This is a genomic window from Klebsiella sp. GB_Kp056 (assembly GCF_040064755.1).
GTDB lineage: Bacteria > Pseudomonadota > Gammaproteobacteria > Enterobacterales > Enterobacteriaceae > Klebsiella > Klebsiella quasipneumoniae.
Map to the genome: position 1 here is coordinate 65419 of NZ_JBEAJA010000061.1, position 21175 is coordinate 86593.

General features: G+C 57.4%; 20 protein-coding genes. 7 read left to right on the forward strand and 13 right to left on the reverse strand.

The features are described 5' to 3' along the window. Nucleotides 1-101: 101 nt before the first annotated feature. Nucleotides 102-1085: a quinone oxidoreductase gene (locus ABLV52_RS21510; RefSeq protein WP_023291630.1), complete on the forward strand. Its 984-nt coding sequence runs from the start codon at nt 102-104 to the stop codon at nt 1083-1085. A gap of 181 nt (nt 1086-1266) precedes the next feature. On the opposite strand, the gene pspG is transcribed toward ABLV52_RS21510, so the two are convergent. The 3 genes from pspG to ABLV52_RS21525 all read right to left on the reverse strand — a co-directional run bounded on the left by pspG (nt 1267) and on the right by ABLV52_RS21525 (nt 3237). Continuing rightward, nucleotides 1267-1509 (reverse strand): envelope stress response protein PspG, encoded by a 243-nt coding sequence (pspG, locus tag ABLV52_RS21515; RefSeq protein WP_004206297.1) that lies wholly within the window; start codon nt 1507-1509, stop codon nt 1267-1269. Nucleotides 1510-1649: 140 nt separating this feature from the next. Then, the gene (gene dusA, locus ABLV52_RS21520) at nt 1650-2648 is read right to left on the reverse strand and encodes a tRNA dihydrouridine(20/20a) synthase DusA (protein ID WP_072199093.1); all 999 of its coding nucleotides are present in this window, start codon (nt 2646-2648) and stop codon (nt 1650-1652) included. 100 nt (nt 2649-2748) lie between these two features. Beyond that, nucleotides 2749-3237: a cupin domain-containing protein gene (locus ABLV52_RS21525; protein WP_023291628.1), complete on the reverse strand. Its 489-nt coding sequence runs from the start codon at nt 3235-3237 to the stop codon at nt 2749-2751. A 248-nt stretch (nt 3238-3485) separates the two neighbouring features. Here ABLV52_RS21525 and zur point away from each other — a divergent pair, with 248 nt between their 5' ends. Next, entirely contained in the window at nt 3486-4001 is a 516-nt protein-coding gene (gene zur, locus ABLV52_RS21530; RefSeq protein ID WP_348890916.1) for a zinc uptake transcriptional repressor Zur, read from the forward strand. Nucleotides 4002-4096: 95 nt separating this feature from the next. Here the strand turns inward: zur and ABLV52_RS21535 are convergent, their stop codons facing one another. The 4 genes from ABLV52_RS21535 to ABLV52_RS21550 all read right to left on the reverse strand — a co-directional run bounded on the left by ABLV52_RS21535 (nt 4097) and on the right by ABLV52_RS21550 (nt 7028). After that, nucleotides 4097-4306 (reverse strand): CsbD family protein, encoded by a 210-nt coding sequence (locus tag ABLV52_RS21535; RefSeq protein WP_023291626.1) that lies wholly within the window; start codon nt 4304-4306, stop codon nt 4097-4099. A gap of 236 nt (nt 4307-4542) precedes the next feature. Then, a complete protein-coding gene (dinF, locus tag ABLV52_RS21540) occupies nt 4543-5859 on the reverse strand; it encodes an MATE family efflux transporter DinF (protein ID WP_186977720.1) in 1317 nt (438 codons plus the stop codon). Nucleotides 5860-5928: 69 nt separating this feature from the next. Further along, a complete protein-coding gene (lexA, locus tag ABLV52_RS21545; RefSeq protein WP_004206291.1) occupies nt 5929-6537 on the reverse strand; it encodes a transcriptional repressor LexA in 609 nt (202 codons plus the stop codon). A 122-nt stretch (nt 6538-6659) separates the two neighbouring features. Beyond that, complete coding sequence (locus ABLV52_RS21550; RefSeq protein ID WP_004206290.1) at nt 6660-7028, reverse strand: diacylglycerol kinase; 369 nt, start codon at nt 7026-7028, stop codon at nt 6660-6662. A 128-nt stretch (nt 7029-7156) separates the two neighbouring features. Here ABLV52_RS21550 and plsB point away from each other — a divergent pair, with 128 nt between their 5' ends. Next, nucleotides 7157-9580, forward strand: coding sequence for a glycerol-3-phosphate 1-O-acyltransferase PlsB (gene plsB / locus ABLV52_RS21555; protein WP_017900122.1), 2424 nt, complete (start codon nt 7157-7159; stop codon nt 9578-9580). A 58-nt stretch (nt 9581-9638) separates the two neighbouring features. Here the strand turns inward: plsB and ubiA are convergent, their stop codons facing one another. From ubiA to malK, 5 genes are all read right to left on the reverse strand, one after another. Beyond that, nucleotides 9639-10505 carry a 4-hydroxybenzoate octaprenyltransferase gene (ubiA, locus tag ABLV52_RS21560; protein WP_002884808.1) on the reverse strand — a complete coding sequence of 289 codons (867 nt, stop codon included), beginning with the start codon at nt 10503-10505 and terminating at the stop codon, nt 9639-9641. 12 nt (nt 10506-10517) lie between these two features. After that, nucleotides 10518-11015: a chorismate lyase gene (gene ubiC / locus ABLV52_RS21565; protein WP_017900123.1), complete on the reverse strand. Its 498-nt coding sequence runs from the start codon at nt 11013-11015 to the stop codon at nt 10518-10520. A 187-nt stretch (nt 11016-11202) separates the two neighbouring features. Further along, a complete protein-coding gene (gene malM / locus ABLV52_RS21570; protein ID WP_348890917.1) occupies nt 11203-12132 on the reverse strand; it encodes a maltose operon protein MalM in 930 nt (309 codons plus the stop codon). A gap of 114 nt (nt 12133-12246) precedes the next feature. Then, nucleotides 12247-13536 carry a maltoporin gene (locus tag ABLV52_RS21575; RefSeq protein ID WP_002884747.1) on the reverse strand — a complete coding sequence of 430 codons (1290 nt, stop codon included), beginning with the start codon at nt 13534-13536 and terminating at the stop codon, nt 12247-12249. An 85-nt stretch (nt 13537-13621) separates the two neighbouring features. Then, the gene (gene malK / locus ABLV52_RS21580; protein WP_002884743.1) at nt 13622-14731 is read right to left on the reverse strand and encodes a maltose/maltodextrin ABC transporter ATP-binding protein MalK; all 1110 of its coding nucleotides are present in this window, start codon (nt 14729-14731) and stop codon (nt 13622-13624) included. A 370-nt stretch (nt 14732-15101) separates the two neighbouring features. Here malK and malE point away from each other — a divergent pair, with 370 nt between their 5' ends. The 3 genes from malE (at nt 15102) to malG (ending at nt 18871) form a co-directional block, all read left to right on the forward strand. Beyond that, nucleotides 15102-16292 (forward strand): maltose/maltodextrin ABC transporter substrate-binding protein MalE, encoded by a 1191-nt coding sequence (malE, locus tag ABLV52_RS21585; protein WP_004206285.1) that lies wholly within the window; start codon nt 15102-15104, stop codon nt 16290-16292. A gap of 129 nt (nt 16293-16421) precedes the next feature. Continuing rightward, entirely contained in the window at nt 16422-17966 is a 1545-nt protein-coding gene (malF, locus tag ABLV52_RS21590; protein ID WP_023291623.1) for a maltose ABC transporter permease MalF, read from the forward strand. A 14-nt stretch (nt 17967-17980) separates the two neighbouring features. Further along, nucleotides 17981-18871, forward strand: coding sequence for a maltose ABC transporter permease MalG (gene malG, locus ABLV52_RS21595; RefSeq protein ID WP_002884725.1), 891 nt, complete (start codon nt 17981-17983; stop codon nt 18869-18871). Between the two features lie 193 nt (nt 18872-19064). Here malG and psiE read toward each other — a convergent pair whose 3' ends face one another. Next, nucleotides 19065-19475: a phosphate-starvation-inducible protein PsiE gene (gene psiE, locus ABLV52_RS21600; RefSeq protein WP_004206282.1), complete on the reverse strand. Its 411-nt coding sequence runs from the start codon at nt 19473-19475 to the stop codon at nt 19065-19067. Nucleotides 19476-19845: 370 nt separating this feature from the next. Between psiE and ABLV52_RS21605 the strand changes: the two genes are divergently transcribed. Further along, on the forward strand, nt 19846-21123 hold the full coding sequence (locus ABLV52_RS21605) for an L-serine ammonia-lyase, iron-sulfur-dependent, subunit alpha (RefSeq protein ID WP_102006228.1): 1278 nt from the start codon (nt 19846-19848) through the stop codon (nt 21121-21123). Nucleotides 21124-21175: the final 52 nt, after the last annotated feature.

Here is a 21175-nt window from a genome sequence, read left to right on the forward strand (position 1 = left end):
CCCATTCAGCGTGACTGGCCTGAGGCGGGTAAGAAAATCCGTCGCCGCCGCCGCAGGCTGTTAAGCTTACTGGATAATCTCAGAACAACACAGGAGCGAACATGGCAACACGCATCGAATTTTCAAAACACGGGGGCCCGGAGGTGCTTCAGGCGGTTGAATTCACGCCCCGCGATCCCGCTGAGCATGAAATTCAGGTCGAAAACAAAGCCATCGGTATCAATTATATCGACACCTATGTTCGTGGCGGCCTCTATCCGCCGCCCTCGCTGCCGAGCGGCCTCGGCACCGAAGCGGCCGGCGTCGTCAGTAAAGTTGGCCACGGGGTATCGCACATTAAGGTAGGCGATCGGGTGGTGTACGCCCAGTCGGCGCTCGGCGCCTACAGCACGGTGCACAATGTGCTGGCCGACAAAGCGGCGGTCCTCCCGGACGCCATCTCTTTCGAACAGGCCGCCGCGTCGTTCCTCAAGGGATTAACGGTCTGGTATCTGCTGCGCAAAACCTATGAAATTAAGCCTGATGAGATGTTCCTGTTTCACGCAGCCGCCGGCGGCGTGGGGCTGATAGCCTGTCAGTGGGCGAAAGCGCTGGGGGCGAAACTTATCGGCACCGTCGGCAGCGCGCAGAAGGCGCAGCGCGCCAAAGCGGCGGGCGCCTGGCAGGTGATTAACTATCGCGAAGAACCTATCGCGGAGCGGCTCAAAGCGCTCACCGACGGTAAGAAAGTCGCCGTGGTCTATGACTCGGTAGGGAAAGATACCTGGGAAGCCTCTCTGGACTGTCTGCAACGCCGCGGCCTGATGGTCAGCTTTGGCAACTCTTCCGGCCCGGTAACCGGCGTTAATCTGGGGATCCTGAACCAGAAAGGTTCTCTGTATGTCACCCGCCCATCGCTACAGGGCTATATCACCAACCGGGAAGAGCTGGCGGAAGCCTGCAGTGAGCTGTTTTCGCTGATCGCCAGCGGCGTGATTAAAGTGGACGTGCCCGAGAGTCAGACCTATCCGCTCACCGAAGCGCGACGAGCGCATGAAGTTCTGGAGAGCCGGGTGACACAGGGGTCGAGTCTGCTGCTGCCGTAAGCGGACAAAGGGACAAAAGTTTAGGGCTTCCACCTGGGAAGCCCTTACTTTTTTTTAGTTCGGCTGTATGTAGGGTACAGCGCGATGAATTCGTTAACGCGCTAATAGTGACAGATTTGCGCAGTAATGCCTACGCGGTTCTGTGCAAAATTGTTCAGGTTGTGACATACCCCTCAATACCTTAGTAACGCCAACGGTTATTGTCGCGAAAAGCGTTTCCGTCCGGGGTTTTCAGTGCCCGAATAACCCACACCACCACCACCGCCAACAGCAGCCACGGCAGCAATTTAATCATTAAAGCAAACAAACCGCCGACGAACATCAGCGCCGTAGCCACCACGATAGCGGCGATAATCCCCAACAGCGATACGCCGGTGACCAGCAGCATGACAAAAAATCCGATGACAAATAACAGTTCCAGCATGGCTCTCTCCCCACAGTCATTAATATGTCGCTCTGCAGGTATTACAAAAAACATGCCAACAATAAATAATTGAATTTAAAAGAAAACGCCCCGCAATGGTGTGCGGGGCGTGGTCAATTTCACCAGGTTTTGGTGAGAAACTAACGCTTATCGGCCACCAGCTTCAGGGCCTGCTCCAGCACCGCAATGTCGGCGCCGGCTTTATGCGCATTCTCGCTCAGGTAGCGACGCCACTGGCGGGCGCCCGGGATACCCTGAAACAGTCCCAGCATATGACGGGTGATATGGCCCAGATAAGTACCCTTGCTGAGCTCGCGCTCAATATACGGGTACATGGCCCGCACGACGGCCACGGGATCGGCATCCGCACCGGCGACGCCGAAAATCTCCCGGTCGACCGAAGCCAGAATGCCCGGATTCTGATAGGCCTCACGCCCGACCATCACCCCATCCATATGCTCAAGCTGTGCTCTGACTTCATCCAGCGATTTGATGCCGCCGTTAATCGCCATCGTCAGATGGGGGAAGTCGCGCTTCAGCTGCCAGACGCGGGGGTAATCCAGCGGCGGGATCTCGCGGTTCTCTTTCGGGCTCAGACCGGAGAGCCAGGCTTTGCGGGCGTGAATAATAAACATCTCACATTCGCCCTTGCCGGAGACCGTCTCAATGAAATCGCAAAGGAATTCATAGCTATCCTGGTCGTCGATGCCGATACGGGTCTTCACCGTGACCGGGATCGATACCACATCGCGCATCGCTTTGATACAGTCGGCCACCAGCTGGGCGTTCCCCATCAGACAGGCGCCAAACATCCCGTTCTGCACCCGATCGGAGGGGCAGCCGACGTTGAGATTGATCTCATCATAGCCGCGCGCCTCGGCCAGCTTCGCGCACTGCGCCAGGGCCTGCGGATCGCTGCCGCCGAGCTGCAGAGCAACCGGGTGTTCTTCTTCGCTATAGGCCAGATAGTCCCCTTTGCCGTGAATAATCGCCCCGGTGGTCACCATTTCGGTATACAGCAGCGTATGCCGCGACAGCAGCCGCAGGAAGTAGCGGCAATGCCGGTCAGTCCAGTCGAGCATCGGCGCGATGGAGAAGCGGTGAGCAGGAAAAACAGGTGACGTTGATTCAGGCATCATGGCGAATAAATAAGCATCCGGGTAAAAAGGGGCGCTACTATAGCATAAAGATAAACCACAGGCGCGTAGTGCGCCGCGCTTCGCCCCTTCCCGGTGTCGATTACTTTATCCGCGGTTTGCCGTCATGTGGGCCAAAGAACTGCGGCGGATGATCAACCCAGCGATCCTGGCGCGTCGCGGCATAGCCGGGATTGAGCGGGTAGTAAATTCGGTTGTACTTTTTGTTGGCCTCACCCACCACCAACAGACGAACCTCCTGCTCGGTGTTATTGAGAAAGGTGTGGCAAACACCGGTGCCGGCGGGGAACCCCACGCTATCGCCCGGCTCCAGCTTCCAGAGATAGCCATTTATCCACACTTCCGGATAGCCCTCCAGCACATAGATGAACTCTTCCTCATCGCTCTCCGCGTGCGGGTAAGAGGTGCGCCGCCCGGGCGGCAGTCTCTCGTGGTGGATCCCCAGCCGGTTGAGGCGTAAACCGCGCCCCAGCGGCGCGCCAATGGAAAAACGCTCCGGGCTGTCGGGATAAGTGGCATCGTCGGGCCCTTCCAGTTCGCGCCAGTGGCGAATGCAATCAGGTCGTTTCATCGTTTTCTCCCGAAAATGAGACACTTCAGATATAGCATACCCTGGGTCAGGCGTGTTGCGATTAAATCGGGCATGACGGTTTTAGCGACCGGCTAAAGCGCAGCCTCCACGAGCGTCAGCGGCCAGCGCCAGGGAGTGGACTGGCGCCGACAATCTGAAGTATGACCCGCATCACCCGTCGGGTCTCGGCGTTTTCCGCGGAACGTGATAAAGTAACAGATTCAATTTCACGCAACCTGAGGATGCTCATGGATAAGTCCCCTTCGCAAGAGATGTTAGCGCATGCTGAAAAGCTGTGTGCGCAACGCGGCGTACGCCTGACCCCACAGCGTCTGGAAGTGTTGCGCCTGATGAGCCTGCAGCAAGGGGCAATCAGCGCCTACGACCTGCTGGATCTGCTGCGTGAGAAAGAGCCGCAGGCAAAGCCGCCGACGGTCTACCGCGCGCTGGAGTTTTTACTCGAGCAGGGTTTTGTCCACAAGGTGGAATCGACCAACAGCTATGTGCTGTGTCATCTCTTTGACCAGCCAACCCACAGCTCGGCCATGTTTATCTGCGACCGCTGCGGCGTGGTGAAGGAAGAGGCGGCTGAAGGGGTGGAAGATATCATGCATACGCTGGCGGCCAGAATGGGCTTCGCCCTGCGCCACAACGTGATTGAAGCTCATGGCCTTTGCGCGAGCTGCGTGGAAGTGGAAGCCTGCAGCACGCCGGGACAATGCCAGCACGATCATACGATTCAGCTCAAAAAGAAAGCCCGCTGAGCGGCAGCCGCAGCGGGAAAAAGGGTTAACGGCGCGTCCCTGCGCCATTTAGACAGGCACTAACACAAATGCTTCATTCTTCGGATCACGGAACGCTACCAGCGATAGTCGTTCTTATGCTCCCAGTCTGAGACTTCTTTCTCAGCCTGATCTTTCTCATAGCCGTAACGCTCCTGAATTTTGCCGACCAGCTGGTCGCGCTTCCCTTCGATAACGGTCATATCGTCATCGGTAAGTTTGCCCCACTGTTCCTTGGCTTTACCTTTCAACTGTTTCCAGTTACCGCCGATTTCGTCTTTATTCATGATAACGTCCTCATCATTCGGTGGGTTTACAGCCCGTTTTGTGCCGGACATGGTATTAACTATAGATGAGAATGCTGGCGCCGATTCGTTATTCGGAATTTTTAACCATAGCCCTCATTGGAAACGCTGAAGGTGGTTTTCCCGGCACGCGCTACGCTCGCCGGGCTACTGAGTCGCTCCGGCAAGCCTGGCGCGACCGGAGGACGTTCACCGATAATGGCGAGCTAGAGAAAGGGCTAACTAAACCAGGTGCCGCGTCGCCAGTGGCGGCGCCAGATCAGCGCCAGCGACAGGCCTCGCAGCGCGAGAAACACCGCCAGCGCCAGCCACAGGCCGTGATTGCCGAGCACCGGGACCGTAAGCAGCGTCACGGCGAAGCCGGCCGCGGCGACCGCCATACTGTTCCGCATCTCCGCGCCGCGCGTCGCGCCGATAAACATGCCGTCCAGCAGATAGCACCAGACCCCGACCACCGGCAGGATGGTCTGCCAGATCAGATAGCGATCGGCCAGCTGCTGCAGGGAAGGCAATGAGGTTAACAGCGCGATGATGTACTCCCCCGCCAGGCTGTAAACCAGGGCAAACGCCAGCGCCACCATACCGGACTGCCGGCAGGCCGCCCGCCACACCTCCAGCAGCTGGCTGCCATCGCGCGCGCCGTAGGCCTGGCCGGAGTGGGCCTCCACGGCATAGGCAAAGCCATCCAGCGCGTAGGCGGTAAAGGTCAGCATGGTCATCAGTACGGCGTTGACCGCCACGATATCGCTGCCCAGACGAGCGCCGTAGACGGTCAGCGCGCCAAAGCACAGCTGCAGCAGCAGGGAGCGCAGCATGATGTCGCGATTCAACGCCAGCAGACGGCGCATGTCGCCGCGCCAGGCGTTTTTCAGCATCGCCAGCGACACGCCGCGCAGCGTCAGCACCCGCTTCGCCATCATCAGGCCGATAATGAGAGTGGCGTACTCCGCGGTGACCGTGGCCAGCGCCGCCCCCTGGACGTTCATCCGCAGGCCCATCACCAGCCACAGGTCTAGCACAATATTCAACAGATTACCGACCACCAGCAAAATCACCGGCGCCCGGGCGTACTGGACCCCCAGCAGCCAGCCGAGCAGCACAAGGTTGGCCAGCGACGCGGGAGCGCTAAGCCAGCGGATATCGAGAAACCGTCTCGCCTGCTCGAGAACCGCCTCGCTGCCGCCGACGATATGCAGGGCGAGGTTAATCAGCGGCAGGCGAAACAGGATAATCAACGCCCCGGCGCCCAGCGCCAGAGCCAGCGGCTGCACCAGCGCCCGCGCCAGTCGTAGCGGATCTTTGGCCCCCCATGCCTGAGCGGTCAGCCCGGTGGTGCTCATGCGAAGAAACAGCAGCAGCATAAACAGGAAACTGGTGGCCGTCGCTCCGACCGCGACGCCGCCGAGGTATACCGGGCTGTCAAGGTGGCCGATCACCGCGGTATCCACCAGCCCCAGCAGCGGGACGGTGATATTGGAGAAAATCATGGGGAGTGCAAGGCGCCACAGCGCTTTATCGGCAGCGTTGAGCAGCATGTTCGGAGACCTGATTGAGGACAAACGTCGCAGCGTCATGCATCAGATGACGCTGCGCGGGGGCAGGCGTTACAGCCATTCTCCATTACGGATCACGCCAACGGCCAGACCCTCAATGGTAAAACTCTGCTGACGCAGATCGACAACGATAGGGGTAAATTCGCTGTTTTCCGGCAACAGTTCGACGACGTTGCCCTGCTTTTTCAGGCGCTTCACCGTCACTTCATCGTCAATGCGCGCTACCACCACCTGGCCGTTACGCACATCCTGGGTTTTGTGGACCGCCAGCAGATCGCCATCCAGAATACCGATGTCTTTCATCGACATCCCGCTGACGCGCAGCAGAAAATCGGCGTTGGGCTTGAACATCGACGGGTCGACCTGATAGTGGCCTTCAATATGCTGCTGCGCCAGCAGCGGCTCACCGGCGGCGACGCGGCCGATCAGCGGCAGGCCGTGCTCTTCTTCCGTCAGCAGGCGGATACCGCGCGAGGCGCCGGAGACGATCTCGATTGCGCCTTTACGCGCCAGCGCTTTCAGGTGTTCTTCCGCCGCGTTTGGGGAACGGAACCCCAAGCGCTGAGCAATCTCCGCACGCGTCGGCGGCATGCCCGTCTGGCTGATATGATCCCGAATGAGATCAAACACCTCTTGCTGCCTGGTCGTTAACGCTTTCATTCCGCCCCCTGGGTGTATATACAGTTATGCTGTGAGTATATACAGCTAACGGTGATTTTGGAACCACATGGCACACAAAAATCGGCAGATTGTTTATATTTTGCGAGGGTTAGCGAAGAACGTTAGTGATAATGGCTCCACAGCAGCGTTCCCCAGGTGATCAGCGCGATGATAATCGCCAGCAGGACCGCCGCCGACCCCATGTCTTTGGCGCGCCCTGAAAGCTCGTGATAATCCGAGCCAATACGGTCCACGACCGCCTCAATCGCGCTGTTGAGAATTTCGACTATCATCACTAGCAGGACCGAGCCAATCAGCAATACGCGGGTGATGGCGTCGACGTCCAGCCAGCAGGCTATCGCGACGGCCACGATGGCGGCGACACCTTCCTGACGAAACGCGGCCTCGTTGATCCACGCCGCGCGAAATCCTTTCCAGGAGTAACCTGCCGCCTTAATGATTCGGGTTAACCCGGTGGTATTATTGGCCATCACAAAACCTTTTTATGTAAATGACGTCGATGAGTGTACGCGTTTGCCGCGCGGTAACGGAAATTTTGCCCGCTTTCTGTTATTCTTGCCGCGCATTTGCATGATTAACCAGAGGCTTCACATCGTTTATGTCCGGCTGGCAACGAATTTACTATAAATTACTGAATTTACCATTACGGGTGCTGGTAAAAAGCAAGTCTATTCCGGCAGAGCCTGCTCAGGAATTAGGACTCGATACCTCGCGTCCGGTCATGTACGTCCTGCCCTATAACTCCAAGGCGGACCTGCTGACGCTGCGCGCCCAATGTCTGGCGCATGATTTACCTGACCCGCTTGAACCGCTGGAAATCGACGGCGCCCTGCTGCCGCGCTACGTATTCATCCACGGCGGGCCGCGCGTATTCACCTACTACACGCCAAAAGAAGAGTCCATCAAGCTGTTCCACGACTACCTCGATCTGCACCGCAACCATCCGGATCTCGATGTGCAAATGGTGCCGGTGTCGGTGATGTTCGGCCGCTCGCCGGGTCGTGAGAAAGGGGAAGTTAATCCGCCGCTGCGGATGCTTAACGGCATTCAGAAATTTTTCGCCGTCTCCTGGCTCGGCCGCGACAGCTTCGTGCGCTTCTCGCCTTCCGTATCGCTGCGCCGCATGGCGGATGAGCACGGTACCGATAAGATCATCGCCCAGAAACTGGCTCGCGTCGCGCGGATGCATTTTGCCCGCCAGCGCCTGGCCGCCGTCGGCCCGCGTCTGCCGGCCCGCCAGGATCTGTTTAACAAGCTGCTGGCGTCGAAGGCCATTGCCCGGGCGGTGGAAGACGAAGCGCGCAGCAAGAAAATTTCCCACGAGAAGGCCCAGCAGAACGCGATTGCGCTGATGGAAGAGATTGCCGCGAACTTCTCTTACGAGATGATCCGCCTGACCGACCGCATTCTCGGCTTCACCTGGAACCGCCTGTACCAGGGCATCAACGTGCATAACGCCGAGCGCGTACGCCAGCTGGCGCACGATGGCCATGAGATTGTCTATGTCCCCTGCCACCGCAGCCACATGGACTATCTGCTGCTCTCTTACGTTCTGTACCACCAGGGGCTGGTGCCACCGCATATCGCGGCGGGTATCAACCTTAACTTCTGGCCAGCCGGGCCAATCTTCCGCCGCCTCGGCGCATTCTTTATTCGCCGCACCTTTAAGGGCAATAAGCTCTACTCCACGGTGTTCCGCGAGTACCTTGGCGAACTGTTCAGCCGCGGCTATTCCGTGGAGTATTTCGTCGAAGGCGGCCGCTCCCGTACCGGCCGTCTGCTCGATCCGAAGACCGGTACGCTGTCGATGACCATCCAGGCGATGCTGCGCGGCGGCACCCGGCCGATCACCCTGGTGCCGATTTACATCGGCTACGAGCACGTGATGGAGGTAGGGACCTATGCCAAAGAGCTGCGCGGCGCCACCAAAGAGAAAGAGAGTCTGCCGCAGATGGTGCGCGGCTTAAGCAAGCTGCGCAATCTTGGCCAGGGCTACGTTAACTTCGGCGAACCGCTGCCGCTGATGACCTATCTGAACCACCATGTGCCGGAGTGGCGGGAAGCGATTGACCCGATCGAAGCGGTCCGCCCTTCCTGGCTGACGCCGACGGTGAATAACATCGCCGCTGACCTGATGGTACGCATCAACAACGCCGGCGCGGCCAACGCCATGAACCTCTGCTGTACGGCGCTGCTGGCCTCCCGCCAGCGTTCGCTGACCCGTGAGCAGCTCACCCAGCAGCTGGAGTGTTACCTCGCGCTGCTGCGCAATGTGCCCTATTCGCCGGATGCCACCGCGCCGTCCGCTTCGGCCAGCGAACTTATCGACCACGCGCTGCAGATGAACAAGTTCGAAGTCGAGAAAGACACCATTGGCGACATCATCATTCTGCCGCGCGAGCAGGCGGTGCTGATGACCTACTATCGCAACAACATCGCCCATATGCTGGTGATGCCGTCGCTGTTAGCCGCCCTGGTGACTCAGCATCGTCATCTCAGCCGCGCCGAAGTGCTGCGCCATGTGGAAACGCTCTATCCGTTCCTCAAAGCCGAGCTGTTCCTGCGCTGGGAGAAAGCGGAGCTGGCCGGAGTGATGGATGCGCTGATTGCCGAGATGCTGCGTCAGGAGCTGATCGTCATCGATGGCGATGTGATGAGCCTCAACCCGTCGCACTCTCGCTCTCTGCAGCTGTTGGCCGCAGGTGCCCGCGAGACGCTGCAGCGCTACGCCATTACTTTCTGGCTGCTGAGCGCTAACCCGTCGATCAACCGCAGCTCGCTGGAGAAAGAGAGCCGTACCGTGGCTCAGCGCCTGTCGGTGCTGCATGGCATCAACGCGCCGGAGTTCTTCGATAAAGCGGTGTTCAGTACCCTGGTGCTGACCCTGCGCGATGAAGGCTATATCAGCGATACGGGCGATGCCGAGCCGGAAGAGACCCTGAAGGTCTATCGGATGCTGGCGGATTTGATTACGTCGGATGTACGTCTGACGATCGAAAGCGTCACGCAGGACGACGCGTAACGCGGCGTTTGCTGTCCTCCTCGCCCCCCGGCAAACCGGGGGGATGGGGACAGGGATTTTACAGGTAGCTCATCGCCAGGCCGAGGAACAGCACCAGCCCGACGTAGTTATTGTTCATAAACGCTTTAAAGCAGTTATCGCGGTCGCGATTGAAGATAAGCTTCTGCTGCCAGCCAAACAGACCCGCCGCCACGAACAGCGACCAGTAGTATTCCCAGCCCAGCCCGTTCAGCCAGCCTACCGCGCCCATCAGCGCCAGCACGGCCACCTGCAGGATACCGATAATCAGACGATCGTTTTCGCCGAACAGGATCGCCGTCGATTTAATGCCGATCTTGACGTCGTCATCGCGATCCACCATCGCATACTGGGTATCGTAGGCCACCGCCCACAGAATGTTGGCGAGGAACATCAGCCAGCAGCTCAGCGGCAGCGATTCGCTGACGGCCGAGAAGGCCATTGGGATCGACCAGCCAAAGGCCGCCCCCAGCACCACCTGCGGCAGATGGGTGTAGCGCTTCATAAACGGATAGACCCACGCCAGCGCCAGCGCCGCCACCGACAGCAAAATCGTCATGGTGTTGAGGGTGAGCACCAGCAGGAAGGAGAGCAGCACCAGAACGATAAACAGCGTTCGCGCCTCTTTCTCGGTGACGTCGCCGCTCGGCAGCGGACGGCGGGCGGTACGCTTTACGTGACCATCAAATTTTCGATCGGCATAGTCATTCACCACGCAGCCGGCGGCGCGCATCAGCCAGACGCCGGCGACGAACACCGCCAGGATCCACAGCGGCGGGACGCCCGGCGAGGCCACCCACAGCGCCCACAGCGTCGGCCACAGCAGCAGCAAGGCGCCGATCGGTTTGTCAGTGCGCATCAGGCGATGAAACGCCAACAGCTTATTCTGCGACAGACTCCACTCCATTTTTTCTTCCTCTTAGTACAACGGCGACGCAGGCAAAAACAGCTCGGTCAGCAGCAGGGGTTTGCCGCTCAGCCGCAGACGGGAACGACGCCCCCACAGCGCTGCATCGCGACCAATTTCAATAAAATCGCGGGTTAACGTCGACGACGTGAACAGGTATCGGCCCAGCGGGGTCTGCCCGAGCTGCTGTAGCGCCAGCTCCGGCCCACACAGCGTCGACTCCGGCACCACCGTGCGTCCGGCCAGCCAGGGCTCGCCATCGGCATTGAGTATAATCTCCCGCAGCCAGTAGCGCGGCTCGTCGGGCAACAGCGCCGCTTCGTCAGCCAGCGCCTCACGCCCGATATACCCTTCGTTAACCAGGGTGACGGTGACCTGCTTTCCTTGTTGCTCAAAACGCTGGGTCATTGAGTCCTCCAGCAGCAGCCAGTCACTCAGGGGCGGCGCCAGGGGCGGCATAACGGCAAAATAGCGCAGCGCACGCAGTCGCGTAAGCGCAGGATGGGACATGCCTGATTCTCCGGTACATAACGTGAGAGCATTGTATCGCAGAATAGGCGGTTGGTGGCGGGCAAACGTCAATATACGATCATTCACGCAACAGCCATGCAACAGACCGCCGCGCGTGCAAAAAAAGGTGCATCCCGGAGGATGCACCTAAAGGCTGTGCCTAAACATCAGCATTGTGGGGAGACGATTACCCCTTGCCTTTTACACTGCTGATAAAGGTGGAACGAGCGGATTTGGAGCCGAGGCGCTCAGCTTCGTTCATCAATTTCAGGGCTTTGTCGATGTCACCTTGTTTCACCGCCTGCTTAATACCGTTGTTGAAGTAGGTCTCGGTATCGCTGAGCATCGGTTCGCTTTTGGCGGCCGGCGCCGCAGCGGCTGCGGCGGCTGGCGCAGCTACCGGCGCCGCGGTGTTACCGACGGTGACCGGGCCCGGGCCGGAGGAGCCGAACAGCGGCCCCACCAGCACGCTGGAGGTGCTGTTGGTTTTCACTTTCAGCTTCAGCACACCATCGGTGGTATGTTTGGCGATCGGATCCGGGATGTCCGGCGCCGCATTGCCTGCGCCTTTGGCATAGGCCTTCGCCGGATCCAGCAGGGTGGTGGTCTGCTGGAGATCTTTTTCAGTGGTAAACACCAGCACATAGAGTTTCTGCTGGCCCAGCGCCGGGGTCAGGCGCATCACACCGCCCAGGCGATCGGCAGTCATCACGCCCGGCTGCTGATAGGTAAAGTAGTTGCTGGGAAAGAACGCCGCTGGCGTCATGTTCTGGTCGAGAATCAGCACGTTCGGCGCAAAAATCTGCTTATGTTTGTTCAGTTCGCTGTCGAGGGTCAGGGTCAGCTCACCGATATTGGCCGGCACGCTCCAGGCGGCGACCGCTCCGACGATCCCTGGAACATCCAGGCGTTGACCGCCGGTGGTTAAATCTACGCTCTGCGTCTTCGATTGATCGGCAGGCGTCCAGATCAGCTGCTGTAACGCGCTGGCTGGAATAGACGGCGCGGCGCTGGTGTTCTGCGGTACAAAGTTAACGTCGGCAAGGCTCATCCCCGGCACGCATGCCAACATCCCTGCGGATAAACACAGAGCGACGAGAGTTTTCTTCATTTTCATTCTTCTCACCTTGGATAGCATCGGTTTAGCGGTAGCCAGGCAATAGCGCGCTAACCCTGAATAGTCAGGAGGGGCCGATGCCCCTCCCAGGTTACACCCGTCCTGCGGACGGTATTACCACCACACTTCCATCTGGGCACCGAAGGTAACTTCGCTGTCGTCACCGCGGCTGGAGGTGAAAGCGCCGCTTCCGCTGCTGTCTTTCGTCTGCAGACCAGAGGTGTTGCTGTAGCCCCAGTTTTCATCCCACTTCGCGTAGGTTGCGAAGATACGGATAGCCGGACGAGACCAGACGCTGTTGCCTGCCTGCCACTGTTGAGCCAGAGTAATTTTGTACTGGTTGTTGTTTTCGCTGGTACGCTGAGATTTCACGTTGTCGTAACCGATTTCCAGCTGGGTGCTCATGATCGGCGTCCATTTGTACATCGGACGAACACCCACGGTGTACCAGGTGGAGCCGTTTTTGCTGTCCAGATCCACGTCCTGGTACATCGCAACGTACATCAGGCCCCAGTCATCGTTGAAGTCCATCGCGCCGTGATCCAGAACGCGGATCATGCTGCCGTTGTTATCGATGCTGGTTCCCTGAGAGTGGCCGCTGTTCCAGGAGGTCATTGCGTCAGTGGCGTACTGAACCACAAACTTGTTGAAGCCGCCCCAGATGGACTGAGTATGTTCACCGGTCCACATCCAGCCGTCTTTCGACGCGCCGTCTTCCAGGCGATAGTCATCCTGCGGGTTCGCACGGCCGTAATCGACGCCTAACTCCAGTACGCCGCCCGGGTTGGTTTCCAGGCCCGCCAGACGGATGTCAAAGACGTCGTTGGCAGTTTTCGCAGCATATTTCTTGGTGTCATCGCTGGAGAAAGTATAAGAACCGCCGCTTTCTGAGTTACGGGTAGCGGCCAGAGAGAGCTTACCGAAGCCAAGGTCAACGTTTTCCAGACCTGCACCCGGGCCGGAGATATCCCAGTAGTAGAAGTCGATCATGTGAACGTCATGACGCTGATAGAAGCGTTTACCCGCCCACAGCGTGGAGCCCGGCAGCCAGTCGATCAGGTTTTTACCCTGGATGTTGGCTTCACGGAACGCCGGAGAGGTGCTTTCCCAGTCATCTTCCTGATTCACGGAATAGGCAACGTTAGTATCGAAATAAAAACTCTTATCTCCTTCCTTCCACAGCTCCTGGCCCAGCTTCAGTTCCGCATAGGTTTCACATTCGTTACCAAGACGGTATTTACTTTGAGCGCCGGTCGCTTTGAAGCACTGTTGCTCGCCGCCGCTGCCGGTCCAGCCAATGCCGGAACGCGCGTAACCATGGAAATCGACAGCCAGCGCCTGAGCAGACATAACGCCTGCCGCGACGGCGACCGCCAGTGGAAGTTTGCGCAGAGTAATCATCATTCTATCTCCTGAGATCATTGCTTTTCTTTGCACGCTTCGCCGGTGTACCGCCAGCCGGGTTCGCGCCTTTTTTTAATGGGAAGCCTTACACGCCCGGCTCTTTATGCAGCCGACGACAAGCGGTGCCATCCTCACGGAATAAATGGCAACGTTCTGGCGGCAAACCGATAGCGAATGTGGCTCCCTCTTCTACCAACACCACGTCGTTCTGGCGGTAGACCAGGTTTTGACGGATGGCGGGGATCTGGATATGAATTTGCGTTTCGTGACCTAACTGCTCGACAACCTGAACCTCGCCTTCGAGGGTCACATCGGCGATATCGCTGGGCAGTAAATGCTCCGGGCGGATACCTAAGGACATGTTGGCGCCCGCCTGAACGTTGGCGCTGTCCACCGGCAACCAGATTTGCTGACGGTTTGGCAGTTCAACCTGCACCTGATCGATAGCCGTCGCGGTAACTTTGACCGGCAGGAAGTTCATCTTCGGTGAACCGATAAAGCCGGCGACGAAGCGGTCAGCCGGATAGTGATAGAGTTCCAGCGGTTTCCCGACCTGCGCCACACGGCCGGCGTCGAGGACCACGATCTTGTCCGCGAGGGTCATCGCTTCCACCTGATCGTGGGTCACATAGATCATGGTGCGGCCCAGTCGCTTATGCAGACGGGAGATTTCGATACGCATCTGAACGCGCAGGGCGGCATCGAGGTTGGAGAGCGGCTCATCCAGCAGGAAGACGCTCGGCTCAGCCACCAGCGTACGGCCAATAGCCACACGCTGGCGCTGACCGCCGGAGAGGGCTTTCGGTTTACGCTCCAGCAGATGGGCCAGCTGCAGCACTTCCGCCACCTGGGTCACCCGCTGGTTAATCAGATCTTTTTTCGCGCCGGCCAGCTTCAGGCCAAACGACATATTTTCCGCAACGGAAAGGTGGGGATAGAGCGCATAAGACTGGAATACCATCCCAACGCCGCGTTCTGCCGGTGGGATCTCGTTCATGCGGGTGTCACCGATAAACAGGTCCCCGCTGGTAATAGTTTCTAACCCGGCAATCATACGCAGCAGGGTAGATTTGCCGCAGCCCGATGGCCCGACAAACACGACGAATTCCCCTTCGTGGATATCGAGATTGATATCTTTCGATACCACCACGTCACCCCAGGCTTTCGTTACATTTCGCAGCTGTACGCTCGCCATGCCCTTCTCCCTTCGTTACAACCTGTCACTAACAGTCACATTCAAGATGGGTCGACTATGCGGCATTCATTAGCCGGGCAAATCCTCCACCCCCCGGCTTTTTTATGGGGGAGGAGATGGGAGGATGAGAGATTGGCTCTCGCCGCGGGGGATGGCGGGCAGCGGGTGATTTCGTGATGGAGGCGACAAAATTGGGCGCTTTTTTCTGTGCTCCAGGACGCAATACGGCCGTTTTTGCAATGGAGATCACACAACCAGCGGGTGGGGCGTAGACCTGGGGAGGATGGAAAGGGGTTGTTAAAAAAGGAAACTCATCATCGTTAAGCCACCGAAGTGTATCCACGAGTACAACACCAAAAAGGACGGGTATATGAAAATCAAAACTGGCGCTCGCATCCTCGCGCTGTCGGCACTGACCACGATGATGTTTTCCGCCTCTGCCCTCGCGAAAATTGAAGAAGGTAAGCTGGTTATCTGGATTAACGGCGACAAAGGCTACAACGGCCTCGCTGAAGTGGGTAAAAAGTTTGAAAAAGACACCGGCATTAAAGTTTCTGTAGAACACCCGGACAAGCTGGAAGAGAAATTCCCGCAGGTTGCGGCGACCGGCGACGGCCCGGACATCATCTTCTGGGCGCATGACCGTTTCGGCGGCTACGCGCAGTCCGGCCTGCTGGCGGAAATCACCCCGGACAAAGCGTTCCAGGACAAACTCTATCCGTTCACCTGGGATGCCGTTCGCTATAACGGCAAACTGATCGCCTACCCGATCGCGGTGGAAGCGCTGTCCCTGATTTACAACAAAGACCTGGTGCCGAACCCGCCGAAGACCTGGGAAGAGATCCCGGCGCTGGATAAAGAACTGAAAGCGAAAGGTAAGAGCGCGCTGATGTTCAACCTGCAGGAACCGTACTTCACCTGGCCGCTGATCGCTGCCGACGGCGGATACGCGTTCAAGTTTGAAAACGGCAAGTACGATGTGAAAGACGTCGGCGTGGACAGCGCAGGCGCGAAAGCGGGCCTGACCTTCCTGGTTGACCTGATCAAGAACAAGCACATGAATGCCGATACCGATTACTCCATCGCGGAAGCGGCCTTCAACAAAGGTGAAACCGCGATGACCATCAACGGTCCGTGGGCGTGGTCTAACATCGATAAGAGCAAGGTTAACTACGGCGTGACCCTGCTGCCGACTTTTAAAGGCAAACCATCGAAACCGTTCGTTGGCGTGCTGAGCGCGGGGATCAACGCCGCCAGCCCGAACAAGGAGCTGGCGAAAGAGTTCCTCGAAAACTACCTGATGACCGATCAGGGTCTGGAATCCGTTAATAACGACAAACCGCTGGGTGCGGTGGCGCTGAAATCCTTCCAGGAAAAACTGGAAAAAGATCCGCGCATCGCTGCCACCATGGCGAACGCCCAGAAAGGCGAAATTATGCCTAACATCCCGCAGATGTCTGCCTTCTGGTATGCCGTTCGTACCGCGGTTATCAACGCCGCCAGCGGCCGTCAGACTGTCGATGCTGCGCTGAAGGATGCCCAGAGCCGTATCACTAAGTAATGCTGTAGCGTACGTGCCGGATGGCGGCATGAATGCCTTATCCGGCCTACACAATCCGTAGGCCGGATAAGCGCAGCGCCATCAGGCACTGACGCCGACAGATGTTTAACGCTGTAGAGGATGATCCCCATGGATGCCGTTAAAAAGAGACACTGGTGGCAAAGTCCGCAACTCACATGGTCTGTGATTGGCTTACTGTGCCTGCTGGTGGGTTACCTTGTTGTTTTGATGTACGCCCAGGGGGAGTACCTGTTCGCCATCATGACGCTGATTTTAAGCTCAGTTGGCCTGTATATTTTCGCTAATCGCAAGGCCTATGCCTGGCGCTATGTTTATCCCGGCCTCGCCGGCATGGGCCTGTTTGTCCTGTTTCCGCTGATCTGTACTATCGCTATCGCGTTCACCAACTACAGCAGCACCAACCAGCTGACCTTTGAGCGCGCGCAGCAGGTGCTGATGGATCGCTCCTTCCAGGCCGGCAAAGCCTATAACTTCACGCTGATCCCGGCAGGCGACGAGTGGAAGCTGGCCCTGACCGATGGCGAGAGCGGTAAAAACTACCTTTCCGATGCCTTTAAATTCGGCGGCGAGCAGAAGCTGGCGTTAAAAGAAACTGATGCCCTGCCGGAAGGCGAGCGCGCCAACCTGCGCGTCATTACCCAGAACCGCACCGCGCTGAACCAGCTGACCGCCGTACTGCCTGATGACAGCAAAGTGATCATGAGCTCGCTGCGCCAGTTCTCCGGCACCCAACCGCTGTATACGCTTGGCGAAAACGGCGAGCTGACCAACAATCAAACCCACGTCAAATACCGCCCGAACAACGACGTTGGTTTCTACCAGGCAATCAACGCCGACGGTAGCTGGGGCACAGAAAAGCTGAGCCCGGGCTACACCGTGACTATCGGCTGGGACAACTTTACCCGCGTCTTCCACGATGAAGGCATCCAGAAACCGTTCTTCGCCATCTTCGTCTGGACGGTGGTGTTCTCGGTTCTGACCGTGGTGCTGACCGTCGCGGTGGGGATGATCCTCGCCTGCCTGGTGCAGTGGGAAGCGCTGAAAGGCAAAGCGATTTACCGTGTCCTGCTGATTCTGCCGTATGCCGTACCGTCATTTATTTCGATTCTGATTTTCAAAGGCCTGTTCAACCAGAGCTTTGGTGAAATCAACATGATGCTCAGCGCGCTGTTCGGCATTAAACCGGCGTGGTTTAGCGACCCGACCACCGCGCGCACCATGATCATCATCGTCAACACCTGGCTGGGCTACCCGTACATGATGATCCTGTGCATGGGGCTGCTGAAGGCGATTCCGGACGATCTGTACGAAGCGTCGGCAATGGATGGCGCCGGCCCGTTCCAGAACTTCTTTAAAATTACCTTCCCGCTGCTGATTAAGCCGCTGACGCCGCTGATGATCGCCAGCTTCGCCTTTAACTTTAACAACTTCGTCCTGATTCAACTGTTGACCAACGGCGGTCCGGACCGTCTCGGCACCACCACCCCGGCCGGTTATACCGACCTGCTGGTGAGCTACACCTACCGTATCGCCTTTGAAGGCGGCGGCGGTCAGGACTTCGGCCTGGCGGCGGCTATCGCAACGCTTATCTTCCTGCTGGTTGGCGCGTTAGCGATTGTGAACCTGAAAGCCACACGCATGAAGTTTGATTAAGGGAGATAACGATAATGGCTATGGTCCAACCCAAATCGCAGAAGCTACGTTTATTTACCACGCATCTCCTGCTACTGATTTTTATCGCGGCGATTATGTTTCCGCTGCTGATGGTTATCGCCATCTCGCTGCGCGAAGGCAACTTCGCCACCGGCAGCCTGATCCCGGATACCATCTCCTGGGAACACTGGCGTCTGGCGTTAGGCTTCAGCGTCGAACACGCGGATGGCCGCGTCACGCCGCCGCCGTTCCCGGTCCTGCTGTGGCTGTGGAACTCGATTAAGGTCGCCGGGATTACCGCGATCGGCATCGTCGCCCTCTCCACCACCTGCGCCTACGCTTTTGCCCGTATGCGCTTCCCGGGGAAAGCGACCCTGCTGAAAGGGATGCTGATTTTCCAGATGTTCCCGGCGGTGCTGTCGCTGGTTGCCCTGTACGCGTTGTTTGACCGCCTGGGCCAGTACATCCCGTTCGTCGGCCTCAACACCCACGGCGGCGTGATCTTTGCCTACATGGGCGGTATCGCCCTGCACGTCTGGACGATTAAAGGCTACTTCGAAACCATCGATGGCTCGCTGGAAGAAGCGGCGGCGCTGGATGGCGCGACCCCATGGCAGGCGTTCCGCCTCGTGCTGCTGCCGCTGTCGGTGCCGATTCTGGCGGTGGTCTTTATTCTGTCGTTCATCGCCGCCATCACCGAAGTGCCGGTCGCCTCGCTGCTGCTGCGCGATGTGAACAGCTATACCCTGGCGGTAGGCATGCAACAGTATCTCAACCCGCAGAACTATCTGTGGGGCGACTTTGCCGCCGCGGCGGTACTCTCCGCCATCCCAATCACGGTAGTGTTCCTGCTGGCGCAGCGCTGGCTGGTGAACGGCCTGACGGCGGGTGGGGTGAAAGGTTAAGTTTTTTTTGTAACACCGGCCCCAAATTTCAGATGGGGGCCGACGGTCTAGCCGCAATACACGACCCCAACCGGGTATTGCCGCCGTCGCCCTCAGCTGAAAAAGTAAGGCCAATGCCACTGCTATCCTCAACTGGACCCTACATAAATTCTATTTGTGACTGTTGGTCAGCGGCCCTGGAGGCCGCTTTTTTTTATTCGCGTTTCAGGCGATTGGAGTTACACAGCCAGAGCGTAATCACCAGGATCAGGATCGCGGCGGAGTATATGAGCACCGCCATCGGCGATTCATGATCGATGATGATCAAACGCACAATCGCGGTGATGCCGATATAGACGAAATAGCGCAGCGGGAAGTGGAACCCCGACTGAAAATACTTGACGATCAGCGCGATAAATTCGAAGTAGAGAAAGTAGACCACCAGTCCTTCCACCAGCCGGTACTTACTGGTCGGCTCCGGGGTAAAGAGGACATCGGCCAGATGCAGCGTCTCTTTACCGAGGAAGACGATCAGGATAATCCCCAGGCACAGCAGCCCCAGATTCAAAACCGTTTGCATCGCAGTGGCGATAAAATTTACCAGTGGGCGATAAACCGACGACATATTCACACCTCATAATCAGTCCTTGTTGCGTCCGGTATAGCGCAAAAGTGTGATCCAGATCTACAGTTACCCCTCACCGCGTGGGCTTTCCACGTTTGCGCCCTCAGGACAGGATTTCGGCAAAAGAGAAAAATGCTCTCCTTAACGGCGTGTGATCGACATAACTGAATCCCCTTTTTTGTATAAAAACATCCATGCACAATCATTGTTAATCAATAAGTTAATTTACATACAGGCCTGCATGTTTAGATAAGGCTAAAAATAAAATTTTTCTCCAGACCTCAATAAATAAAGGGTTATTTGAGGAAGTTTTTTTCTGCCGATTCCCTTAGCATATTTCCTCATCATCTTACGTCCAGGAATCATAATAATGTCTGACCAAGCATCCTCACTTTTTATTCGCTGGCTACAGCGAGAAGTCGCACCAGCATTAGGTTGTACGGAACCTGTTGCTATTTCATTTACCACCGCTTACGCCGCGAAACATTTAGCGACACCCTGCGAAAAAATTAGCGGTTTTATTTCTGCCAACCTGTATAAAAACGCCACGGGCGTCACGATTCCCGGCACGACAGTTAATGGCGTCGCGCTGGCCGCCGCCATCGGCGCCTTTGGTGGCGATGCCGAGAAGGGATTACAGACCCTGGCAGGCATAACTTCACAGCATGTGGAACAGGCACAAGCGCTGGTGGATGCCGGCCACGTTACTATTGACGTCCAGGATACGCCTGACTTTATTCATCTCGATCTCACCCTCAGCGCCGGTGACCAGACCTGTCGCGTCGTGGTAAAAGGCACGCATACCAATGTGGTCGAGTTATATATTAATGGCGAACAGCAGCCATTACACGCCGGGGAAAATAGCGCCACAGCGCAGACTGAACTGCCAACTTTCTCTCTCCAGGAAGCGTATGACTTTATTATCTCCACCCCGGTTGAGAATATTACGTTTATTCTGGAAGCCGCCCGCCTCAATAGCGCACTGGCTGCAGAAGGCAAATCGAAAAAGTATGGGTTGAATATTAACGGAACATTCTCTGAAGCCGTTAAAAATGGTTTGTTAAGTAACGACTTAATGAGCGAGGTCATTATCAACACCGTCGCAGCTTCCGATGCGCGTATGGGCGGAGCCCCGGTGGTCGCCATGTCGAACTTCGGCTCTGGCAACCAGGGGATCGCAGCGACCATGCCGGTAGTTACCGTCGCCGAGCATCTGAATGCCGATGAAGAGACGCTCGCTCGCGCGCTGGCGCTCTCGCATCTGACGGCCATTTCCATCCATTCGCGCTATACCCGCCTGTCCGCACTGTGCGCGGCCTCTACCGCCGCCATGGGCGCCGCCGCCGGTATGGCATGGCTGTTTACCCGCAATATCGAAACCATCAACACCGCCATCATCAATATGATTAGCGATGTTACCGGCATGATTTGCGATGGCGCTTCCAACAGCTGCGCGATGAAGGTCTCCTCGGTGGTTTCCAGCGCCTTTAAATCTGTGTTGATGGCGATGCAAAACCGCTGCGCCAGCGCCAACGACGGCATTGTCTGCGCCGACGTCGAACAGTCGATTAATAACCTGTGCCGCCTCGTGATTAAGCCTATGGCGCAAACCGATAAAGAGATCATTCGCATTATGGTCAGCAAATAAGACCAGCCCTTTTGTACCCTACGCAATAATCATTTATTGCCTGCACCAACAG